Source organism: Bradyrhizobium sp. Mp27 (genome assembly GCF_029953005.1).
GTDB classification, from domain to species: Bacteria; Pseudomonadota; Alphaproteobacteria; order Rhizobiales; family Xanthobacteraceae; genus Bradyrhizobium; species Bradyrhizobium barranii.
Genome location: NZ_JASAUS010000458.1, coordinates 1 through 1,720, shown reverse-complemented (window position 1 = coordinate 1,720; position 1,720 = coordinate 1). Strand labels below are relative to the sequence as shown.

General features: G+C 60.3%; 2 protein-coding genes. One reads left to right on the top strand and one right to left on the bottom strand.

The window, feature by feature from the left end; genetic code table 11:
• Positions 1 to 372: 372 nt before the first annotated feature.
• Positions 373 to 564: a hypothetical protein gene (locus QJT78_RS50895; protein WP_014498042.1), complete on the top strand. Its 192-nt coding sequence runs from the start codon at positions 373 to 375 to the stop codon at positions 562 to 564.
• 336 nt (positions 565 to 900) lie between these two features.
• Here the strand turns inward: QJT78_RS50895 and QJT78_RS50890 are convergent.
• On the bottom strand, positions 901 to 1,720 hold an 820-nt coding region (locus QJT78_RS50890; RefSeq protein WP_049810454.1), incomplete at its 5' end, for an EAL domain-containing protein.

The window sequence follows — 1,720 nt, the reverse complement described above, 5'->3', positions numbered from 1 at the left end:
CCTAGGTGAGGTTGCAGCTGCCGGCAGGTGATGGGCTGCTGCAAAGGATCGACCTAATCACCCCGACCGAGACTCGTCAGCTTCTCGAAAGGTAGCGCGCCTAGCGTGAGGCTGCTGAACTCTAGGCGAGCACGTCTATTGAGACGTAACAAGACGAGCATAGGAGAAAGCGATGGCCGCCGAAAACAAGAACGCCGGCAAAACGGACAACGTACAGCCCAAGACCGTTGGTCTCGGCAAGAGCGCCGAACTGAGCCTGAGAAGTCTGGGGGGCGAGCACCGTCTTTCTTTCTATTCCTGCCCCTCGTATCGTCGGCCCGCCCGACGTAGCAGGCCACAACTAACGACTATCATAAAGAAAGGTGAATAGACATGGCGGTTAATAGTGTTGGCGGTAACGGCGCCGCTCCTGCTACCCAGCAGACCCAGGATGCCGGTTTCCAGAACCAGATGGCTGAGTTCGAGCGTGTTAGCCAAAAAGTTCAGGCCCAGGCCGTGGCAATGCGCAGAATTACGACCGAGCTCTCTTCTGAGAAGAAGGTCGCCGACGAGCGCGTCCAATAAGTCTGCCAAGACGTCGGCTCAGCGCGTCGCTACCGGATCCGCGCAGTGAATGACGAACTCCGGAAGAGCCGTGCGGCAACTGCCGTACGGCTTATCTCGTTATTCAGGAGATTATCCTGAACGAATCGATCTCTCGAGCTTGAAGTGCATAGCAAAGCCGAGGGGAAGACGACCGCCGTCAGCATGTGAGTTGGCGCGGGGCCCGGCGCCGATCGGCACGTTAAGCCGTTGACATCATTAATCTGGGCAGGGTCATTCCATCCGCCGATTCACACAAAGCGCCTGATCGCCCGCGGCGAAGCGCTGCGCGCGATCGATGGCGACACTCGCGCCTGACTAGGCGCCATGCCTCAGGACGATCGGCTCTTTCTCCGAGAAGTGCGTGCGCGAGCGGGCGAACTTCTTGACGCCCATCGGCTTGCCGAACAGGTAACCCTGGACCTGATCGAAATCCATCTCATGTGCGGCAAGAAAGTCCGCGCGCGTCTCGACCCCCTGCGCAATTACCTGCGCGCCGGAGTCGTGTGCGAGCTCGACGATACGCCGGCACACCGTCTGCTTGAGGCGCTGATCCGCGCAACCGGTGACGTATTGATGGTCGACCTTCAGCTGGACGAACGGAAAGTTCGGCAATCCCAGCAAGGATGGCCACTTCGCGCCGACATTGTCGATCGAGATGCCGATATTGTGCAGGCGAACGCGCCGGGCGACATCGATCGCCAGGTCGAGATTGTCGATCACCTCGGCGCTGTCGATCTCGATCAGCAGGCCGGCGAACGCCGCATGATCCGGAATCCGGTAGCAAAGCTCGCGCACCGCAGCATCGTCGGCCAGAAACGAGATCGGCAGGTTGATCGAGAGATCGACCGGTCCGATCTGCCCGAGCAGATAGCGCCAGTCCTCGATCGCGCGCGCGATCACGAACTCGGACAGCGCATGAAAATGCGGATCGCTTTCGTCGGGGATGAAGTAGGCAGGCGGCACGACGCCCCATGCGGGATGGCGCATCCGGATCAGCGCCTCGGCGCCGCTCGGAACCAATGTCCGGAGATGAAGTTTCTGCTGATACCACAGCTCGAGCGAGCTGGCTTTCAGCGCTTCGGGCACATCCACTGCCGGGCTCGGTGCGGGCTCGAGCGGCATCAATGACGCAAGA

Excerpts from the sequence above, each read along its gene's own strand:
- QJT78_RS50895 (WP_014498042.1), top strand. The coding sequence starts at position 373 with ATGGCGGTTAATAGTGTTGGCGGTAACGGCGCCGCTCCTGCTACCCAG.